Annotated in this window: 16 protein-coding genes and 1 tRNA gene; 14 read left to right on the top strand and 3 right to left on the bottom strand. The window is 64.3% G+C overall.

Annotated elements, in window-relative coordinates; genetic code table 11:
• The first annotated feature begins 275 nt into the window (after positions 1-275).
• From RUGAMON1_RS27060 to RUGAMON1_RS27020, 9 genes are read left to right on the top strand one after another with little or no spacing between them, the layout of a single operon-like run.
• Positions 276-1,352, top strand: coding sequence for a pilus assembly protein PilM (locus RUGAMON1_RS27060; protein WP_445233437.1), 1,077 nt, complete (start codon positions 276-278; stop codon positions 1,350-1,352).
• Positions 1,352-2,017 carry a PilN domain-containing protein gene (locus RUGAMON1_RS27055; RefSeq protein WP_445233436.1) on the top strand — a complete coding sequence of 222 codons (666 nt, stop codon included), beginning with the start codon at positions 1,352-1,354 and terminating at the stop codon, positions 2,015-2,017. Before RUGAMON1_RS27060 ends, RUGAMON1_RS27055 begins: the two co-directional genes overlap by 1 nt.
• A gap of 2 nt (positions 2,018-2,019) precedes the next feature.
• Positions 2,020-2,688 carry a type IV pilus inner membrane component PilO gene (locus tag RUGAMON1_RS27050; protein WP_445233435.1) on the top strand — a complete coding sequence of 223 codons (669 nt, stop codon included), beginning with the start codon at positions 2,020-2,022 and terminating at the stop codon, positions 2,686-2,688.
• Positions 2,685-3,230: a pilus assembly protein PilP gene (locus RUGAMON1_RS27045; RefSeq protein ID WP_445233434.1), complete on the top strand. Its 546-nt coding sequence runs from the start codon at positions 2,685-2,687 to the stop codon at positions 3,228-3,230. Before RUGAMON1_RS27050 ends, RUGAMON1_RS27045 begins: the two co-directional genes overlap by 4 nt.
• On the top strand, positions 3,227-5,413 hold the full coding sequence (locus tag RUGAMON1_RS27040; protein WP_445233433.1) for a type IV pilus secretin PilQ: 2,187 nt from the start codon (positions 3,227-3,229) through the stop codon (positions 5,411-5,413). The genes RUGAMON1_RS27045 and RUGAMON1_RS27040 overlap by 4 nt, the downstream gene beginning before the upstream one ends.
• 43 nt (positions 5,414-5,456) lie before the next feature.
• The gene (locus tag RUGAMON1_RS27035; protein ID WP_445233432.1) at positions 5,457-7,727 is read left to right on the top strand and encodes an Ig-like domain-containing protein; all 2,271 of its coding nucleotides are present in this window, start codon (positions 5,457-5,459) and stop codon (positions 7,725-7,727) included.
• Between the two features lie 12 nt (positions 7,728-7,739).
• Positions 7,740-9,383, top strand: a complete 1,644-nt coding sequence (aroKB, locus tag RUGAMON1_RS27030) for a bifunctional shikimate kinase/3-dehydroquinate synthase AroKB (protein WP_445233431.1) — start codon at positions 7,740-7,742, stop codon at positions 9,381-9,383.
• A 12-nt stretch (positions 9,384-9,395) separates the two neighbouring features.
• Positions 9,396-10,532 (top strand): deoxyguanosinetriphosphate triphosphohydrolase, encoded by a 1,137-nt coding sequence (locus RUGAMON1_RS27025; protein WP_445233430.1) that lies wholly within the window; start codon positions 9,396-9,398, stop codon positions 10,530-10,532.
• Between the two features lie 55 nt (positions 10,533-10,587).
• The gene (locus tag RUGAMON1_RS27020; protein ID WP_445233429.1) at positions 10,588-10,971 is read left to right on the top strand and encodes a hypothetical protein; all 384 of its coding nucleotides are present in this window, start codon (positions 10,588-10,590) and stop codon (positions 10,969-10,971) included.
• On the opposite strand, the gene mutY is transcribed toward RUGAMON1_RS27020, so the two are convergent.
• The 3 genes from mutY to mutM are packed head-to-tail and all read right to left on the bottom strand — an operon-like array spanning position 10,968 to position 14,886.
• On the bottom strand, positions 10,968-12,098 hold the full coding sequence (mutY, locus tag RUGAMON1_RS27015) for an A/G-specific adenine glycosylase (RefSeq protein WP_445233428.1): 1,131 nt from the start codon (positions 12,096-12,098) through the stop codon (positions 10,968-10,970). The two genes, RUGAMON1_RS27020 and mutY, sit on opposite strands and share 4 nt — an antisense overlap.
• A gap of 14 nt (positions 12,099-12,112) precedes the next feature.
• The gene (locus tag RUGAMON1_RS27010) at positions 12,113-14,041 is read right to left on the bottom strand and encodes a dynamin family protein (protein WP_445233474.1); all 1,929 of its coding nucleotides are present in this window, start codon (positions 14,039-14,041) and stop codon (positions 12,113-12,115) included.
• Positions 14,042-14,052: 11 nt separating this feature from the next.
• Positions 14,053-14,886 carry a bifunctional DNA-formamidopyrimidine glycosylase/DNA-(apurinic or apyrimidinic site) lyase gene (gene mutM, locus RUGAMON1_RS27005; RefSeq protein ID WP_445233427.1) on the bottom strand — a complete coding sequence of 278 codons (834 nt, stop codon included), beginning with the start codon at positions 14,884-14,886 and terminating at the stop codon, positions 14,053-14,055.
• Positions 14,887-15,032: 146 nt separating this feature from the next.
• On the opposite strand from mutM, the gene RUGAMON1_RS27000 reads away from it, so the two are divergent.
• The 5 genes from RUGAMON1_RS27000 (at position 15,033) to RUGAMON1_RS26980 (ending at position 19,619) form a co-directional block, all read left to right on the top strand.
• A complete protein-coding gene (locus RUGAMON1_RS27000; RefSeq protein WP_445233426.1) occupies positions 15,033-16,814 on the top strand; it encodes a tetratricopeptide repeat protein in 1,782 nt (593 codons plus the stop codon).
• 10 nt (positions 16,815-16,824) lie between these two features.
• Positions 16,825-17,463 carry a lipoprotein insertase outer membrane protein LolB gene (locus tag RUGAMON1_RS26995; RefSeq protein WP_445233425.1) on the top strand — a complete coding sequence of 213 codons (639 nt, stop codon included), beginning with the start codon at positions 16,825-16,827 and terminating at the stop codon, positions 17,461-17,463.
• Positions 17,464-17,471: 8 nt separating this feature from the next.
• Positions 17,472-18,350, top strand: coding sequence for a 4-(cytidine 5'-diphospho)-2-C-methyl-D-erythritol kinase (ispE, locus tag RUGAMON1_RS26990; RefSeq protein WP_445233424.1), 879 nt, complete (start codon positions 17,472-17,474; stop codon positions 18,348-18,350).
• A gap of 76 nt (positions 18,351-18,426) precedes the next feature.
• Positions 18,427-18,503, top strand: a tRNA-Gln gene (locus tag RUGAMON1_RS26985).
• Positions 18,504-18,668: 165 nt separating this feature from the next.
• Positions 18,669-19,619, top strand: a complete 951-nt coding sequence (locus RUGAMON1_RS26980) for a ribose-phosphate pyrophosphokinase (protein ID WP_026334886.1) — start codon at positions 18,669-18,671, stop codon at positions 19,617-19,619.
• Positions 19,620-19,759: the final 140 nt, after the last annotated feature.

Genomic DNA, 19,759 nt, shown 5'->3' with positions numbered 1-19,759 from the left:
ACTGCCGGACGACAGGGATTTTTGCTTGTAAGTAACAAAACAACTGAGTTGTTTTTGAGGCTACAGGGTGTCAAAAAAGTGTGGTGAAACCCTCACACCACGGCAATTGTGCACAATAGAAATACCTTTACACTTATATAGGCAGGATTTAATGTACGGTCTTACATAAGCAGTCTAAACGCTGGTTTTCAAACGAGTTCCTAAATGCAAACTGTTCGAATATTGATTCGGCGGCAAAGAAGCACGGGCGCCAGCCATGGCGCCGGGAGGCTCGTATGATCGACATCAAGACCCTGCTGGGGCAAGGCAATCCGCCGCTGGTGGGCATCGACATCAGCACCTCCAGCGTGCGCCTGGTCGAGCTGGCCCAGGGCGGCAAGGGCGAATACCGGCTCGAGCGCTACGCCGCCGAACCGCTGCCGCGCGGCGCCGTGGTGGACGGCAATATCGAAAACCTGGACCAGGTGGTCGACGCGGTGCGCCGGGTCTGGAAGAAAAGCGGCACCCGCACCAAGCTGGTGGCGCTGGGCATGCCGCCCGCTTCCGTCATCACCAAGAAAATCATCCTGCCGGCCGGCATGTCGGAGGACCAGCTGGAAGTGCAGGTCGAATCCGAGGCCAGCCAGTACATCCCGTTCGCGCTCGACGAGGTCAGCCTGGACTTCGACGTCATCGGCCCGGCCGCCAATTCGCCCGAAGACATCGAAGTGATGCTGGCCGCCTCGCGCCGCGAGAAGGTCGAGGACCGCGTCGCCATCGCCGAAGCGTCCGGCCTCAAGGCCACCGTGATGGACATCGAATCCTACGCCGCCCGCGCCGCGCTGGACCGCGTGACCGCCCAGCTGCCCGAGGCGGGCGCCGGCCAGGTGGTGGCGCTGTTCCAGATCGGTGCCCAGGTCACCCATATCTCCGTGATGCTCGACGGCGTCACCGTCTACGAGCGCGAGCAGCCCTTCGGCGGCAACGCGCTGACCCAGGACATCGTGCGCTCCTACGGCATGAGCTTTGACGAGGCCGAGACGCGCAAGAAATCCGGCGACCTGCCCGACAACTACCAGGCCGAGCTGCTGTCGCCCTTCCTCGAAAGCGCGGCGCTGGAAGTGACGCGGGCGATCCAGTTCTTCTACACCTCCACCCCCTACACGCGGGTCGACCAGCTGTTCCTGGCCGGCGGCTGCGCGCTGCTGCCCGGCCTGCTGGAGCTGGTGGCCAGCCGCACCAAGATCTCCAGCGCCGTGATCTCGCCGTTCAAGGGCATGCAGCTGGCCGCCTCGGTGCGCGAGTCGCAGCTGCGCATCGACGCCCCGGCCTACCTGGTCGCCTGCGGCCTGGCCATGCGGAGGTTCGGCTGATGATTAAAATTAACCTGCTGCCGCACCGCGAGGAAAAGCGCAAACAGAAAAAGGCGGCCTTCTACGCGCTGCTGGCGCTGGGCGCCATCGTCGGCGTCGGCGTGGTGCTGCTGGTGGGCGGCTACAACGCCCGCGAAATCTCCATCCAGAACGAACGCAACCAGGTCATCAAGATGGCCATTTCCGGCCTCGACAAGAAAATCGCCGAGATCGCCACGCTGAAGCAGGAAATCGAAGCGCTGAAGGCGCGCCAGCAGGCGGTGGAGGACTTGCAGGGCGACCGCAACCAGCCGGTCTATCTGCTCGACGAGCTGGTCAAGCAGATCCCGTCCGGCGTCTACCTCAAGGGCTTCAAGCAGGAGGGCCAGAAGGTGGCGATCGGCGGTTACGCGCAGTCGCAGGAGCGGGTCTCCGAATTGCTGGGCAACCTGGCCGGCGTGTCGCCGTGGCTGGAGCGGCCGGAACTGGTCGAAGTGAAGTCCACCGGCCTGGGCCAGGGCAAGACCGCCAAGAAGGTGGTGGAGTTCAACCTGTCGGTCAACATCAAGCGGCCGCGCGACAAGGATGCGGCCGCCGCCGGCGCCAAGGGCAAGAACGCCGCGCCCGGCGCCGGCGACGCCCCGGCCGCCGGTCCGTCGCCGGCCAAGAGCCAGGAGCGCGGATAACCATGGCCAAGCTGAATCTCAATCTGCTGGGCGCGCAACTGGCCGACCAGTTCCGCAACCTCGGCGACCGCCATCCGGGCCAGTGGCCGCTGGCGCCGCGCGTGCTGTGCAGCATCGGCGTGACGGCGGCGGTGGTGGCGGCCGGCTACTTCGGCTACTGGAGCTCGCAGTTCGACGAACAGGAAGCCGGCGCCCAGGCCGAAATCAAGCTGCGCGACGAGTACAAGTTCAAGACCTCGCAGGCGGTCAACCTGGACGCGCTGCGGGCGCAGAAAGTGCAGGTCGACCAGTACGTCGACCGCCTGCAGAAACAGCTGCCGAGCAAGGCCGAGATGGACGCGCTGCTCAAGGACATCGGCCGCGCCGGCACCGGCAGCGGCCTGCAGTTCGAGTCCTTCAAGCCGGCCCAGGTGGTGGTCAAGGACTACTACGCCGAACTGCCGATCGACATCCGCGTCACCGGCAGCTACCACGACATCGGCGCCTTTGCCGGCAACATGGCCAACCTGTCGCGCATCGTCACGCTCAACAACATGAGCCTGAACACCGGCAAGGACGGCGTGCTGACCCTGGAGGCGGTGGTCAAGACCTTCCGCTACCTCGACCCCGAGGAGGTCAGCGCCCAGCGCAAGGCCGCCGCCGACAAGAAAAAGGCGGCGAAAAAATCATGAAAACCTTGATCCCCGCGATGCTGCTGGCCCCCGTGCTGGCGCTGCTGGCCGGCTGCGGCGACAGCGACGTGCAGGAAGTGCGCGCCTGGATGAAGCAGGTCGATGCCCAGGCCAAGGTGGCGGTGCCGCCGCTGGCCGAGCCCAAGACCTTCATCCCCTTCGCCTACGCCCAGGCCGACGCGATCGACCCCTTCAACCCCAACAAGCTGCTGGCCGAGCTGGCCAAGGCATCGGCCAAGGGCAGCAACGGCATCAAGCCGGACACGGAGCGGCGCAAGGAATTGCTGGAGAGCTTCCCGCTCGACACCGTCAAGATGGTCGGCACCATTCAGCAGAAAGGCGTGCTGTACGGGCTGCTGCAGGCTGATCGCAGCCTGCACCATGTGGTTGTGGGGCAGCACGTGGGCCAGAATTTCGGCCTGATCACCGCCATCAGCGACAACAGCGTCAGCGTCAAGGAAATCGTACAGGATGCGGGCGGCGATTGGGTCGAACGCATGTCCAAGTTGGAACTGCAGGAAAGCAAGGAGAACACCAAATGACCGCTCACATCACGCCCCGGCGCGCCCTGGCCGTCGCCAGCTGGATGCCGGTGCTCGCTTTTGCCTTCGCCATGCAGCTGGCCGGCGCCGTCCGCGCCCAGGCCGCGCCGGAGGCGCCGCCTTCGAACGCCATCGAAGCGATCAGCGCCAACCAGCAGGGCTCGAACGTGATCGTCAAGATCTCGCTGAAGAACCCGCCCGCCAAGCTGCCGATCGGCTTCGCCATCACCAATCCGCCGCGCATCGCGCTGGACTTCGGCGCCACCTCCAACGCCACCGGCAAGACCGTGCAGGAGCTGAGCCTGGGCGACCTGCGCGGCGTCAACGTGGTGCAGGCCGGCGAGCGCTCGCGCCTGGTGTTCAACCTGAAGCGCAGCCTGAACTACGCCACCGCCATCGACGGCAACGCCGTGATCCTGACCATCGACGGTTCCGGCGGCCTGGCCCAGGCGGTCGACGCCCGCGGCTTGCCGGTGGCCGTGGCCGCGCCGCCCGCGCCGCCCGGCCGTCAACTGCTGCGCGACATGGACTTCCGCCGCGGCGCCAACGGCGAAGGCCGGGTGGTGGTCGACCTGCCCAACAGCCAGGTGGCGGTCGACGTGCGCCAGACCCCGACCGGCGTGGTGGTCGATTTCCTCAAGACCGGCGTGCCGGAAAGCCTGCGCCGCCGGCTCGACGTCAGCGACTTCGGCACCCCGGTGGCGCTGGTCACCACCGTGCCGCAGGGCGACAACACGCGCATGACGATCGAGGCGCGCGGCCTGTGGGAACAGACCGTCTACCAGAGCGACACCCAGCTGGTGATCGACGTCAAGCCGATCAAGGAAGACCCGAACAAGCTGACCCAGGGCACCCAGGGTTATCGCGGCGAGAAGCTGACCTTCAATTTCCAGAACGTCGAAGTACGCGCGGCCTTGCAGGCGATCGCCGACATCTCCAGCCTGAACATCATCACCAGCGACAGCGTCAGCGGCAACCTGACCCTGCGCCTGAAGGAGGTGCCGTGGGACCAGGCGCTGGACGTGGTGCTGCAGGCCAAGGGCTTGGACATGCGCAAGAACGGCTCGGTGCTGTGGATCGCCCCCAAGGAAGAATTGCTGACCAAGGAAAAGCTGGAGCTGGAGCAGCGCGCCCAGATCGCCGACCTTGAACCGCTGAAGTCCGAGATCTTCCAGCTGAACTACCAGAAGGCCGACGCCTTCAAGACCGTGTTCGGCCTGGAGGGCGGCGACAGCAAGAACCGCATCCTGTCCAAGCGCGGCAGCGCCATCATCGAGCCGCGCACCAACCAGCTGTTCGTCACCGACATCGCCTCCAAGCTGGAGGACATCCGCAAGCTGATCGCCAAGACCGACATCGCCTCCAAGCAGGTGCTGATCGAGGCCCGCATCGTCGAGGCCAGCGACACCTTCACCCGCAACCTCGGCGCCAAGCTGGGCTTTGCCGACCTGCGCACCCAGCGCGGCGGCGACTCCGGCTACCAGCTCGGCAACAGCAACACCCGGGTCGCCATCGGCGGCAACATCAACGGCGTGGGCGAGACGACCGGCCAGATCAAGGCCACCGACGCCAGCTACAGCAACAGCCAGTTCATCAACCTGCCGGCCGGCGCCATCAACGGCGCCGCCGCCGGCAACCTGGCGGTCAGCCTGTTCTCGTCGGCCGCCAACCGCTTCCTCAACCTGGAACTGTCCGCGCTGGAAGCGGACGGCACCGGCAAGATCATCTCCAGCCCGCGCGTGATCACGGCCGACAAGGCGATCGCGCTGATCGAGCAGGGCATCGAGCTGCCCTACCAGGTGGCCACCAGCAGCGGCGCCACCTCGATCATGTTCCGCAAGGCCAACCTGCGGCTGGAAGTGACGCCGCAGATCACGCCGGACGGCAACGTCGTCATCGACGTCGACGTCAACAAGGACAGCGTCGGCCAGGAAACCCGCGCCGGCTTCGCCATCGACACCAAGCACGTCAAGACCCAGGTCATGGTCGAGAACGGCGGCACCGTGGTGCTGGGCGGCATCTACCAGCAGACCGAACGCAACACCACGTCCAAGGTGCCGCTGCTGGGCGACGTGCCGGTGCTCGGCTATCTGTTCCGCAGCAACAGCCGCACCAACGACAAGACAGAATTGCTGGTCTTTATCACGCCCAAGATCGTCGCCGAGCGGCTGTCGACGCGCTGATCGAGTATTCAAGAACACGTACCTCGCTTAACTAGGATCTGACATGACATACGCGCTACCCACGGGACTGACCCAACCCATACTCCGCAGCGGCCGCTGGCTGGCGGCGCTCGGCGTCGCCGCGGCGCTGGCCGCCTGCGGCGGCGGCGGCGGCTCGGCCGGCAGCACCGGCAATGGCACCACGCCGCCGCCGGTCGTCAGCAAGGTGGCCACCGTGACCCTCAAGGCCGACCCCGCCACCATCGATTCGTCCGGCGTCGCCGGCACCGAGGTGACGCTGACGGCCATCGTCAAGGATGTCAACAACAGCGCCCTGGCGGGCGAGACGGTGTCCTTCAAGGCCAGCGCCGGCATCGTCAGCAATACCAACCGCATCACCAACGCCAGCGGCGAGGTGGTGGAAAAACTCAGCATCAAGGATAGCCCGGCGGCGGGCGAGATCACCCTCACCGCCAGCGTCGGCACGGTGACCTCGACGGCGATCGTGGTCAAGGTGGTGACGGCGATGCCGACGCTGACGCTGACCTCCAACCCCGGCGAGCTGGCCTCGTCCGGCGCGGCCGGCAGCGAAGTGACGGTGTCGGTGGTGGTCAAGGATTCGTCCAACAACGTGTTGCCGGGCGTCGCGGTGGCGCTGCAGGTCGACTCGGGCAACCTGGTCTATGCCAACCGCGTCAGCGACGCCAACGGCCGCGTCACGGCCAAGCTGGACCGGGGCAGCGATCCGACCTCGCGCACCGTCACCATCACCGCGTCGGCGGCCGGCGCCCAGACGCGGACGCTGCCGATCAAGGTGACCGGCAACAAGCTGAGCATCAACAGCAGCAGCTCCATCAAGGTCGGCGCCGCCACCGACGTCACCGTCAAGCTGGTCGATTCGGCCGGCGGCGCGCTGCAGGGGCAGGCGGTCACCTTCAGCGCCGGCGGCGCCAACCGCCTCAGCGTCAAGGGTGGCGGCGCGGCCATCACCGATTCCAGCGGCCAGCTGGTGCTCAGCTATACGGCGCAGACGGCCGGCACCGACGCCATCGTGGTGCGTTCGGCCGGCGAGATCGCCAACGCCTCGATCGTGGTCAGCGCCACCAACTTCACCGTCAACGGCGTCGACGGCGCCGGCGCGTTGCAGTCGTTCGCCAACATCAACAGCTGCCAGAAGGTGGCGATCCACAGCGACGTCGGCGGCGTGCCGCAGGCGGGCGGCGTCACGCTCAACACCTCGCGCGGCGCCATCTACGCCGACGTCGGCTGCGCTACACCCACCAGCGCGCTGACGCTGGTGAACGGCAACGCCGTCGCCTATGTGCGCGCTATCAATCCCGGCATGGCCACGCTGACCGCCACCTCCACCGTCACCGGCCTGGCGACCCAGGGCCTGCTGGAGTTCGTCGCACCGTACACGTCGTCGGCGATCGTCAGCGTCCAGGCCGACCCCGCGGTCATCGGCGTCAACGCCAACGGCAGCACGGTGCAGCAATCGACGCTGCGCGCCACCGTGCTCGACGGCACGCCGGAGAACAACCTGGTCAAGAACGCCGTGGTCAACTTCTCCTTCGTCAGCGACCCGAGCGGCGGCACCTTGACGCAGCCGTCGGTGGTCACCACCGGCGCCGACGGCACCGCCTCGGTCAGCTACATCGCCGGCCCCAACGACACCAAGCTGAACGGCGTGGTGGTGCAGGCCCAGCTGCAGGGGGCGTCGAACGCCACCGGCCAGGTCCAGCTGACCGTGGCCCGGCGCGCGGCCTCGATCAGCGCCGGCACCGGCAACACCATCGGCGTGCCGAGCACGACCAGCTACCAGCTCGACTACGCGGTGACCGTGACCGACGCCGCCGGCAACCCGGCCGCCGGCATCAAGCTGACCAGCTCGGTGCGCCCGCGCTACTACTACAAGGGCCAGCTGTATTATCTCGGCACCACCGGCCCGTGGGTGCTCGACCTTTCCGGCACCAACCCGCTGCCGCTGGCCTGCGCCAACGAGGACGTCAACAGTGATAACATCATGCAGCCGGGCGAAGACGTGAACCAGGACGGAATATTAACTCCGGGCAATGGTACCGTCGTCGTGACGCCGACCGCGACCACCGACGTCAACGGCCAGGCCGTGGTGTCGCTGACGTATGCGCGCGACCACGCCAACTGGATCGATGTGGTGCTGACCATCCGCGGCCAGGTGTCGGGCACCGAGGCGCTGTATACTGCTAAAACCCGGCTGCCCTATTTGGCGAGCGACTTCATTACGGCGGGGGTGGCGCCGCCGGGCCGGTACAGCCCGTACGGCGTCGACGTGACGTCCTGTACCAATACAAATTAATACCGGGGTTCAATGCAAAATGTGTTTCTAGTCGGTCTGATGGGGGCGGGAAAAACCACCATCGGCCGCATCCTGGCGCGCAAGCTGGGACTGAAGTTTGTCGATTCCGACCATGAGATCGAGGCCCGCACCGGCGCCTCGATCCCGTGGATCTTTGAAATTGAAGGCGAGCAGAGCTTCCGCCGGCGGGAGGCGGACGTGATCCGCGAGCTGACCGCCCAGCCCGACCTGGTGCTGGCCACCGGCGGCGGCGCCATCCTGAACCCCGACAACCGCGCCTACCTGAGGGAGCGCGGCACCGTCATTTATCTGCGCGCCACCGTCAACAGCATCCTGCAGCGCACCGCGCACGACAAGAACCGGCCGCTGCTGCAAACGGCCGATCCGCGCAAGAAACTCGAAGAATTGATGGCGACCCGTGATCCTTTGTACATGGAAATTGCCGATATCATCATCGATACCGGCCGACCTAACGTACAATCGATGGTTCAATCCATCCTGACCCAGCTGGAAACCCGGGCTTGCGAAGCCTCGCCCAACTGCGTCACACAAGCCGAACCATCGATGAACGAAGAATCCACCATCCTGTTAAATGTCGAGCTGGGCGAGCGCAGCTATCCCATCTCGATCGGCCCGGCGCTGCTGCAAGACGGCACGCTGCTGGCCCGTCACGTCAACGGCGACAAGGTCGCCATCGTCACCAACACCACCATCGCGCCGCTGTACCTGGAGCGCGTCGAGGCCGGCTTGCGCCAGGCCGGCAAGCAGGTCACCTCCATCGTGCTGCCGGACGGCGAGGAATATAAAAACTGGTCCAGCCTGATGCTGATTTTCGATGCGCTGCTGGCCGCCAAGGCCGACCGCAAGACCACGCTGATCGCCCTGGGCGGCGGCGTCATCGGCGACCTGACCGGCTACGCGGCCGCCAGCTATATGCGCGGCGTCGATTTCATCCAGGTGCCGACCACCTTGCTGTCGCAGGTCGATTCCTCGGTGGGCGGCAAGACTGGCATCAACCATCCGATGGGCAAGAACATGATCGGCGCGTTCTACCAGCCGCGCGCGGTGATCGCCGACACCTCGACCCTGGAGACGCTGCCGGCGCGTGAGCTGTCGGCAGGCCTGGCCGAGGTGATCAAGCACGGCGCCATCATCGACGCCGCCTTCTTCGACTGGATCGAAGCCAATATCGTCAAGCTGATGGCGCGCGACAAGGGCGCGCTGGCCTACGCCATCGCCCGCTCGTGCGAGATCAAGTCCGACGTGGTGCGCCAGGACGAACGCGAAGGCGGCCTGCGCGCCATCCTGAATTTCGGCCACACCTTCGGCCACGCGATCGAGAACGGCCTGGGCTACGGCGAGTGGCTGCACGGCGAAGCCGTCGGCTGCGGCATGGTGATGGCGGCCGACCTGTCGCACCGCATGGGCCTGGTCGACGCGGCCACCGTGGCGCGCATGCGCGCGCTGGTGGTGGCGGCCGGCCTGCCGGTCAAGGCGCCCGACCTGGGCACCGAGCGCTGGCTGGAGCTGATGGAGGTCGACAAGAAGAACGAGGGCGGCGCCATCAAGTTCATCCTGCTCAAGCCGCTGGGCGCGCCGAGCATCACCAACGCTCCGCAAGAGCTGCTGCTGGCCACGCTGGCCGCCAGCATCTAAGCGGAGGTTCGCATGCTGCCCGACGAATTCCTCGCCCCTTACGCGGCCCATTCGGCGGGCGGCGTGGGCCGCCGCTTCGACGAAACGGCGCACGCCTCGCGCAGCCAGTTCCAGCGCGACCGCGACCGCATCATCCATTCCTCGGCCTTCCGCCGGCTGGAATACAAGACCCAGGTGTTCCTCAACCACGAGGGCGACCTGTTCCGCACCCGGCTGACGCACAGCCTGGAAGTGGCGCAGATCGGCCGCTCGCTGGCGCGCAACCTGCGCCTGAACGAGGACCTGGTGGAAGCCATCTCGCTGGCGCATGACCTGGGCCACACGCCGTTCGGCCATGTCGGCCAGGACGTGCTCAACGAATGCATGCAGGACCACGGCGGTTTCGAGCACAACCTGCAAAGCCTGCGCGTGGTCGACGAGCTGGAAGAACACTACGGCGCCTACAACGGCCTGAACCTGATGTTCGAGACCCGCGAGGGCATCCTCAAGCACTGCTCACTGAACAATGCGCGCTTGCTGGGGCCGGTGGCGCAGCGCTTCATCGACCGCACCCAGCCGTCGCTGGAGGCGCAGCTGACCAACCTCGCCGACGAGATCGCCTACAACAGCCACGACATCGACGACGGCCTGCGTTCCGGCCTGATCACCATCGAGCAGCTGGAGCAGGTGGAGTTTTTTGCGCGGCTGTGGCGCGATGTGCAGGTGACCTTCCCCGGCCTGTCGGGCCGGCGTGCGATCTATGAAACCTTGCGCCGCCTGATCACCGCGCTGGCCGATGATCTGATCGCCACCTCCGGCGCCTTGCTGGCCGACGCCGCGCCCAAGAGCATCGACGAGGTGCGCGCGGCGCCGCCGCTGATCCGTTTTTCCGATCCGATGCGCAAGGACGCGACCGAGCTCAAGCGCTTCCTGCGCGAGAATCTCTACCGTCACTACAAGGTCAACCGCATGCGGGTGAAAGCCAGTCGCATCGTGCGCGAGCTGTACCACGCCTTCATGGCCGAGCCGGTGCTGCTGCCGCCGGACTACCAGGACAAATCGGGCGACGTCGGCAAGCAGGCGCGCAAGATCGCCGACTACATCGCCGGCATGACCGACCGCTACGCGATCCGCGAACACCGCCGCTTGTTCTCGCTCGACGAGCTTTGAGTGGGCTCAATCGTGCGGTCTTGAGCACCAACAGTGTTCGGCGCATGATAGCTCGATGGACGAGCAAATCACCCAACTGGATCGGCGGCTGACTTCGGTTGAAGTCGAGGTTGCTTCGCTTGCGGCGGAGGCTTTGGCTACACGCGGCCAGTCCGTTACCAAGGAGGATATGGCAAAACTGGACGGCCGGGTCGCCGTCATCCAGTCCAATTACGCGACGAAGGAAGATATGGCCCAGCTGGAAGCTCGAGTGGCCGTGATCCAATCCAATTATGTAACGAAAGAGGATCTGGCCGCAGTGGACAGTAAGCTCTGCGAAAAAATTGCTGCGCTAAGGTTGGATATCTCCGAGCTTGAAAACCGCATGGTGCGCTGGTCCTTTGCTACCATCCTCACCGTTTCCGGCGTGGTGGTTGCGGTCGTCAAGATTTGGCCTTAAAACATCCGCTGTTGCGCAGCCTTGCTGTCGCCGACCAATTCCAGCAGCAGCTTCTTGATCGGCGCCGGCAGCGGGGCGTCGGGGATTTTGGCGGCGTCGTACCAGACGTGGCCGGACTCGGCGGCCATCGACAGGCGGCGCGCCAAGGTCACGCGGTAGGGCGCGATGTGCAGCTTGTAGTGCGTGAACACATGCGTCACCGTCGACAGCCGCTCGTGCGATTCTATCTCGCCGAACTTGCCCACCGCCAGCATCAGCGCGGCATCATCGACCGCTTCCACTTCGTCGTCCTCGGCCAGCAGATGGCCTTCCAGCTCCGGCAGCGACAACAAACCGCCCCAGATCCCGCTTGGCGGACGCTGTTCCAGCAGCACCTGGCCGCCGTCGATAATCGCCAGCATCACCGCATGCTTTTCCGGGCTGGTCTTCTTCGGCTTGCGCACCGGTAGGTCCTTGGTGCGGTTGGTGGAAAACGCCACGCAGCGCGGCTGCATCGGACAGCGTTCGCACGACGGGCTGCTGCGCGTGCACAGGGTCGCGCCCATGTCCATCAAACCCTGCGTGTACGATTCGATGTCTTGCTCCGGCAGCAGCGCCTCGGCGCGGCGCCACATCGCCTCCTCGGTCTTGCGCTCGCCGGGATAGGTGTCGATGCCGAACACGCGCGCGAACACGCGCTTGACGTTGCCGTCCATGATGGCCGCCCGCGTGCCGCTGGAAAACGCCGAGATCGCCGCCGCCGTCGAACGGCCGATGCCGGGCAAGTCCGCCAACAGCAGCGGATCGGAAGGGAATACGCCGTCATACTCCGCCACCACGCGCTGCGCGCACTTGTGCAGGTTGCGCGCCCGCGTGTAGTAGCCCAGGCCGCTCCACTGCGCCATCACATCCTCGACCGGCGCCGAGGCCAGGTCGCGCAGGGTAGGGAAGCGCTCCAGGAAGCGCGCGTAATAACCCAGCACCGCCGACACCTGCGTCTGCTGCAACATGATTTCCGACAGCCAGATCAGATACGCATCGCGCGTGTTCTGCCACGGCAGCACATGGCGTCCATGTACTTTTTGCCAGCCGATCAGATCGGCCGAGAAACTGGGATCCGCAAAATTCTCACCTGCTACAACCTTCATTCTGTTCCTATGCTTTAAGCGGCGGCGTCCAGCGCCACGAATTCCGCGTTGATGGCAATGCTGATCTGCCCGGCCAATTCATTCAGTCGCGCCTTCTGCGCCTCCAGCGCCTGCTGGCTGCCTTCAAACGCGTCGATTTTCTGTTCCAGGCTGTCGGTCGCATCGTGGATGCGCTGGATCGACGCCAGCCGGTGTTTCAACTGATCCTTGTGCTGGCGGATCTGCGCCTCCAGCGGCGCCATGATCACCTTCAGCCACGCCTCCGCGTCGTTGTTGGCGGCGCGGAAGCAGCCGCGCACGCGCGAGGCGATGGTGTCGAAGAACTTCTCCATCAACACCACGCGGCTGGTGGTCAGCAGGGTCGCCGTGCCGAACTGCTTATAGTAGATCGCCTCGATCGACGCGATCTCCTCGCGGTAGTGCTCCAGCGAAAACGGCATCGGCAGCGCCAAGGTCAACCCGTGCTCGTTGGAGAAGCGGCGGTACATCACGCCCATCATCTCGCTGATCTCCACCGTCTTGTGCTCGGCCGCGTCGAGGCTGGCGCGGATGCGCTCGAAGTAGTTGCGCACCGCCTCGCGCACGCCGGTGAAGAAGCGGCTGCGCTGCATCTCCTGACGCACCAGTTCGATATCGTCGCGCACGATGTCCATGCCCATGCAGGTGTACAGCTCGGTGGACAGCCGCGTGAACACGGCGCGCGTGGCCTGCAGCTTGAACAGGCTGGCGTCGAACTCTTTTTTCTCGACGTCGATGCGGCGCATCATATGGGCGATCACGCTCTGGTTTTTGCCGCGCAGGCCCTTCAGCTCATGCAGCTGTTCGACCACGCCGCGGCTGCGCGCGTTCACCATCGCCAGCTGCGCCGCGCTCAGCGCCTGCAACTCCTCGCTCAGCTGCTTGCGCACGATTTCCTTCTTGGCCGGAATCAGCTCGTTGAACAGCGCGCCTTCCAGCGTCTGCAGGCGGCTGCGCTCCAGCAGCGCCGGGTCCTGGTTGATCTTGGCCACCAGCGCCTTCTGCGCCGACACCGGGAACACCTGGCGCGGCTCGAGCGCCAGCACGTGGGCCACGTTGGCCTGCTGGCGCTCGATCTCGATGTTGATCTCGGCCTCGCTGCGCAGCTCGTCCCACATGCTGTCGATCTTGTTGAGCACCACCAGCCGGCCGGCGCCGGCGCCGATGTGGTTGCGCCAGACTTCGATATCGCTCTTGGTCACGCCGGTGTCGGCGGCCAGGATGAACAGCACCGCGTGCGCGTTCGGGATCAGGTTCAGCGTCAATTCCGGCTCGGTGCCGATCGCGTTCAGGCCCGGCGTGTCGAGGATCACCAGGCCCTGCTTCAACAGCGGATGCGGGAAGTTGATGATCGCATGGCGCCACAGCGAAATCTCGACCAGGCCGGCGTCGTCCAGCGTGACCGGCATGTCGGGATCGTCCTCGTCGTACAGGCCGTAGCGCTTGGCTTCCTCCACCGGCACGTGGCGCGTCATGCTGACCTGCTTGAACACCTCGTGCATGTCGGCGCCGGCGTCCAGGTTCAGCGGCAGCACGGTCCAGGCGGCGGGCTGGTCGCGGTAATCGCTGGTGGACAGGTTCTCGGCCCGCGTCTCGATCGGCAGCAGACGGATCGACGGCGCGAAGCTGGCGTCGTACATCAGCTCGGTCGGGCACATGGTGGTGCGGCCGGCGGCGGACGGCAGGATGCGCTGGCCGTAGTCGGCAAAGAAAATGGCGTTGATCAATTCCGATTTGCCGCGCGAGAATTCGGCGACGAAGGCCACCGACAATTTGTCGTCGGCCAGCCGCGCCAGGGTACGCACGATGCGTTGGTCGGTGGCGGCGTCGGTCAGGGACGCGCCAGCAACCCACGATTGATAATCTTTCAACGCCGTGACCACGCCTTGCCGCCACGCGCTGTATTGCTCGAAATCCCTGACCATCATGTCTGCCCTTATTTTTGGCAATTCACGCAGTAGAACGTGGACCGCTGTCCCTGCTTGATCTGTCGTATCGGCGCCGCGCACACCTTGCAGGGTACGCCTGCACGATCATAGACGAAATAAGTTTGCTGGAAATACCCCGATTGTCCGTTGACGCTAATAAAATCGCGCAGCGTGCTGCCGCCCTGGACGATGGCCTCGGCCAGGATCTCGCGCACGGCCTGCGCCAGCTTCTCATAGCGTGCCAGGCTGATACGCTTGGCCGGCGTCTTCGGGTTGATGCCGGCGCGGAACAAGCTTTCCGAAGCATAAATATTGCCGACACCGACAACGATATCGCCCGCCAGCAGCACCTGCTTGACCGGCGCGCTGCGCTGCCGGGTTTGATCGTACAGCAATTTTCCGCTGAAGCCAGCCTCCAGCGGCTCCACGCCCAGTTCGCGCAGCAGCGCGTGGTGTTCCAGCAAACCGTCGGCGTCGTCGTGCCACAGCACGGCGCCGAAGCGGCGCGGATCCTTCATGCGCAGCACGCGCAGGCCGTCCGGGGTCTCGACCACGAGATCAAAATGATCATGTTTTTCCGGCTCGATATCGGATGGCATGATGCGCAGGTGGCCCGACATGCCGAGATGGATGATCAGCGTGCCATGGTCGAAATGCACCAGCAGGTATTTGCCGCGGCGGCCGGTGCGCAGCACCTGGTGGCCGGCCAGCAGCTGCGGCAGCTGCGCCGGAAACGGCCAGCGCAAGCCCTCGCGGCGCAGCACCACCTGATGCACGGTGCGGCCCTCGATATGCGGCGCAACCCCGCGCCGGGTGACTTCAACTTCTGGTAATTCTGGCATCTGGATGGCTAAGAGTCGAAATAATGAGCGGTGACACTCTGGCTGGGTCGGAATATTTGGTTACACTAGTCAAAAGACGCAATCGGGGCGTTACGCGTAGAATCCGAATGCATCTGTACCTTTTGCCGACTTGCCAGGATCTTCCCTTGAAAAACGCTTTCGCCATTGTAACCCTGTCCGCCTTGCTGTCCGCGTGCGCCGTCGCGCCGCAAAAAGAGGCGGAGTCCGCCGCTGCGGCGCCTGCCGACGCGGCTGCGGAGAGCCCTGTGCCGCTCGCCGCCGCACCGGCGCCGGCTGCGGAGGTATTGCCCGATGTCGAACTGACCAGCGATATGCTGTTCCGCATCACCAAGGCCGAGCTGGAATTCAAACAGGGGCAGTGGCAGGGCGCCTACATCACCATGCTGGCGCTGGCGCAGCAGACGCGCGATCCGCGTCTGGCGCGTCGCGCCGCCGAAATGGCGCTGACCGCCAAGCAGGGGCCGGAAGCGCTGTCGGCCATCCGCCTGTGGCGCAGCCTGGCGCCGGACTCGGACGAGGCCACCCAATACTTCCTCGGCTTCGCCGTCGTCAACGACGACCTGAGCGAAGCGGAGCAGATCTTTGTCGAACGCCTGAAGGCCGCGCCGGTGCAGGCGCGCCCGCTGGCCATGTTCCAGATGCAGCAGTTCCTGCTGCGCGCCAAGGACAAGAGCGCCGCCTTCGCGCTGGAAGACCGCGTGCTGGCGCCGTACAGCGGCACGCTGGAAAGCCATTTGATCCTGGCGCAGGGCGCCTTCGCGCTGGGCGACAACGAGCGCTCGCGCGCCGAGGCGGAACAGGCGCTGAAAATCAAGCCCGATTCCGAGCTGGCCATCCTGACCACGGCGCAAGTGTCCGGCGATATCGACACCGCGCTGAAGGTGCTGTCGACCTTCCTGGACAAATATCCGAAATCGCGCGAAGTGCGCGCCGCCTATGCCCGCATCCTGGCCGACGCCAAGCAGACCGAACCCGCCCGCAAGGAGTTCCTGACCCTGCTGAAAGACCAGCCGGACAACCTGGCCACGCTGTACGCGCTGGGCGTGATCGCGATGCAGTCCAACGACATCCCCAACGCGGAAAAATACTTCACCGACTTCGTCAAGGTGCTGGCCGACCATCCGAGCGACGAGCGCGACCCGTCCAAGGTGCTGATGATACTGTCGCAGATCGCCGAGCAGCGCAACGACTTCGACGCCGCCTACAACTGGCTGGACAAGGTCGATGGCTCCGATGAAAAAATCTACCTGGCCGCGCGCATGAAGATGGCGCAGCTGACGGCCCGCAAAGGCAATGTCGACGAAGCCCGCAAGCAGCTGGCCGAGCTGAAGCCGTCCGAGGCGGTCGACCAGGCGCAGATCTTCCAGGCCGACGCGCAAATCCTGCGCGACGCCGGTGACAACCGCGCCGCCTACACGGTGCTGGAAAACGCCGTCAAGCGCTATCCGGACAATCCCGACCTGCTGTACGACTTCGCGCTGGTCGCCGAAAAGCTGGGCCAGGTGGAACTGATGGAAAAGGCGCTGCGCCAGGTGATGATCGCCGCGCCCGACAACCAGCACGCCTACAACGCGCTGGGCTACTCGCTGGCCGAGCGCAACGAGCGCCTGCCGGAAGCCTACACGCTGATCGACAAGGCCATGAAGATGGCGCCGGGCGATCCCTTCATCATGGACAGCATGGGCTGGGTGCAGTACCGCATGGGCAACCTGAACGAAGCGGAAGCCTTGCTGCGCCGCGCCTACGCCTTGCGCGGCGATCCTGAAATCGCCGTCCACCTGGGCGAAGTATTGTTCGTCAAGGGCGACAAGACCGGCGCCCAGCAGATGTGGCAGGAAGCGCAAACCAAAGATCCGAAGAACGACGCGCTGAAAAGCACGCTCGCCCGTTTGAACCAAAGCCTGTAAGCGATACCTGATGACCTTATTGAACCTGCGCCGCCGCGCGCCCGCCGCCATGCTGGCCACCGTGTTGGCGGCTTCCGTGCTGGCCGGCTGCGCCACCACCTCCGGGCCGCGCTCGGCCGCCGTGGTCGCGCCCTACAGCGACAACATCGAGCTGGGCGGCGGCATCTCCATCCATTACATCAAGGACGGCAAGCGCGAATCGCTGATCGGCAAGTTCACCTGGCAGCAGAGCAAGACCGCAACCGAGGTCAACCTGATCTCGCCGACCGGCCAGATCCTCGCCGTCATCAGCGTCACGCCGGGATTGGCCACGTTGAAGCAAAGCGGCAAGGAGCCGCGCACCGCGTCCGACCTCGACAGCCTGACCGCGCAGGCGCTGGGCTGGACGCTGCCGGTCTCCGGCCTGCGCGAATGGCTGCAAGGCTACGCCACCGACGCCAGCGGCAAGCGCTTCGTCGCCTCGCAGGCCAACGACACGGTCGTCACCCGCGACGGCTGGAAAGTCGAATACGCCAGCTGGCAAGAGCCGTTGCAAAGCAACGGCGCAGCCCCTGTGCCGCAACCCAAACTCATCGACCTCACGCGCCTAGGCGCGGGGCAGGTGGATGACCTGACGATACGCATCGCCATTCGTCCGAACGCAGAATAAGAAGCACGATGACCAGTCTGAAGAATTGCCCGGCTCCGGCCAAGTTGAACCTGTTCCTGCACGTGAACGGCCGCCGCGCCGACGGCTACCATTTGCTGCAAACCGTGTTCCAGCTGATCGACCACGGCGACATGCTGCACTTCGAGCTGCGCGGCGACCATGAGATCCGCCGCGTGACCGACCTGCCCGGCGTGCCTGAAGAGAGCGACCTGATCGTCCGCGCCGCCCGGCTGCTGCAAGCCGAAGTGCTGCGCCGCACCGGCGCGCTGCCGCCCGGGGTGGACATCGCCATCGACAAGATCCTGCCCATGGGCGGCGGCCTGGGCGGTGGCTCGTCCGATGCGGCCACCACGCTGATGGCGTTGAACTATCTGTGGCAGGCCGGTCTAAGCAAGGAAGCGTTGATGGCGCTGGGCCTGCCGCTGGGCGCGGACATCCCCTTCTTCATCTTCGGCCAGACCGCCTTTGCCGAAGGCGTGGGGGAGGCGATGCAGCCGGTAACAGCACCGGATTGTTGGTATGTCGTCATCGAACCGGGCGTCGCGGTGCCGACTGCAGCAATTTTTTGCTCAGAACATTTGACAAGGGATACTCCGGTCGTCATAATAACGGACTTTTCCAGCCACCTCGAAAATCGAATCGATTTAAAAGGGTTTGGAAAGAACGACTTGCAGCAAGTGGCAACGAAGTTATTCCCGCCGGTAGCAGAGGCGATAGAATGGCTCAGTGCTTACGGTGACGCCAGGATGACTGGCTCCGGTGCTTGCGTGTTCAGTGCGGTAGCAACCGAGGACGAAGCGGATGCGGTGCTTGCAAAAGTGCCGGCGAAGTGGAAGGCCTGGAAGGCAAAAGCGCTGGATCGCCACCCGATCATCGAAAAGTTGTGAGGCGGTAAAAAAATTTGGCTTAGCGTGAAAATGGCTGTAAAATACCGGCCATGTAACGACAAGCAGTCAGTTGCGTAGGGGAATCGCCAAGCTGGTTAAGGCACTGGATTTTGATTCCAGCATACCAAGGTTCGAATCCTTGTTCCCCTGCCATTCGTTTGTATCTGGACCCGTCGAGGCACTAGCAGTCTCCGGCCAGGTAGAGCAAAGATGGCATCGCCCTAGCGCGAACCATTCAACTAAGTTCTAAGTACAGCGCCACGCGGTTTCCGCTGGCGACTTTTCAAAAATTTTCATCGACTATCTCTGGGACTCCCAATGGCTTTCGAAAACCTGATGGTTTTTACCGGCAACGCTAATCCTGCATTGGCAGAAGGAGTCGCTAAAAATCTCGGCATCCCTCTCGGCAAGGCAAACGTTTCGAAATTCTCGGACGGCGAAGTGATGGTTGAGATTAACGAAAACGTTCGCGGTAAAGACGTCTTCGTTCTGCAATCGACTTGTGCTCCAACCAACGACAGCCTGATGGAGTTGATCCTGATGGTCGACGCCCTGAAACGCGCGTCCGCCGGCCGTATCACCGCTGCTATCCCTTACTTCGGCTATGCCCGTCAAGACCGCCGCCCGCGTTCGGCGCGCGTTGCGATCTCGGCCAAAGTGGTCGCCAACATGCTGGAAGAAGCGGGCGTCGAGCGCGTCCTGATCATGGATCTGCACGCAGACCAGATCCAGGGCTTCTTCGATATTCCGGTTGACAATATTTACGCTTCGCCAATTCTGCTGGGCGACCTGCAGAAGAAGAACTACCAGGATCTGCTGGTGGTGTCGCCGGACGTCGGCGGTGTGGTACGTGCGCGCGCCCTGGCAAAACGCCTGGGCTGCGACCTGGCCATCATCGACAAGCGTCGTCCGAAGGCCAACGTTTCGGAAGTGATGAACATCATCGGTGAAGTCGAAGGCCGTAACTGCGTGATCATGGATGACATGGTCGACACCGCAGGTACGCTGGTCAAGGCGGCCGAAGTGCTGAAAGAGCGCGGCGCGAAGAAAGTGATCGCATATTGCACGCACCCAGTGCTGTCCGGCCCGGCAATCGAGCGCATCACCAATTCGTCGCTGGACGAGCTGGTCGTGACCGACACGATTCCGCTGTCCGACGCGGCCAAGGCTTGCGGCAAGATCCGTCAGCTGACCTGCGCACCGCTGCTGGCCGAGACGTTCAAACGCATTATCAAGGGCGATTCCGTTATCTCCCTGTTTATCGACTAAAGATAAACGATTTAGCCAGTTTTTCATGGCGCGACAGGCATAAATTGCCTGTCGCGCCTTTGCTTTTCCCAGTTTCATGAGCGCAGTCAGCTCATTTTCGAAGCACCCTGGTCGCGGGGGCTTCATAACACGGGGCGCGA

This window comes from Duganella rhizosphaerae (genome assembly GCF_040364205.1).
Lineage (GTDB): Bacteria > Pseudomonadota > Gammaproteobacteria > Burkholderiales > Burkholderiaceae_D > Rugamonas > Rugamonas rhizosphaerae.
The sequence above is the reverse complement of the archived record's forward strand: the minus strand, read 5'-3'. Positions and strand labels throughout refer to the sequence as shown.